At 66.5% G+C, this 436-nt stretch carries 1 protein-coding gene; it reads left to right on the top strand.

Annotation, left to right across the window (positions count from 1 at the left end):
• The coding region (locus WCE05_RS26080) for an exotoxin A binding domain-containing protein (protein ID WP_368816851.1) at positions 1–436 on the top strand (436 nt) is incomplete at both ends.

Genomic DNA, 436 nt, shown 5'->3' with positions numbered 1-436 from the left:
GCACCTGATACCTCATTGGATCCCCCTGGTCGCCAGCCTCGGCCTGCTCGCCGGCGGCTCGTCCGCGTCCGCCGCCGAGGAAGCCTTCGACCTCTGGAACGAATGCGCCAAGGCCTGCGTGCTCGACCTCAAGGACGGCGTGCGTTCCAGCCGCATGAGCGTCGACCCGGCCATCGCCGACACCAACGGCCAGGGCGTGCTGCACTACTCCATGGTCCTGGAGGGCGGCAACGACGCGCTCAAGCTGGCCATCGACAACGCCCTCAGCATCACCAGCGACGGCCTGACCATCCGCCTCGAAGGCGGCGTCGAGCCGAACAAGCCGGTGCGCTACAGCTACACGCGCCAGGCGCGCGGCAGTTGGTCGCTGAACTGGCTGGTACCGATCGGCCACGAGAAGCCTTCGAACATCAAGGTGTTCATCCACGAACTGAAC

It is taken from the genome of Pseudomonas sp. I2 (genome assembly GCF_040984075.1).
In the GTDB taxonomy this organism is placed as follows: Bacteria; Pseudomonadota; Gammaproteobacteria; order Pseudomonadales; family Pseudomonadaceae; genus Aquipseudomonas; species Aquipseudomonas guariconensis_B.
Note: the sequence above shows the minus strand (reverse complement) of the source record. Positions and strands in the feature narration are given on the sequence as shown.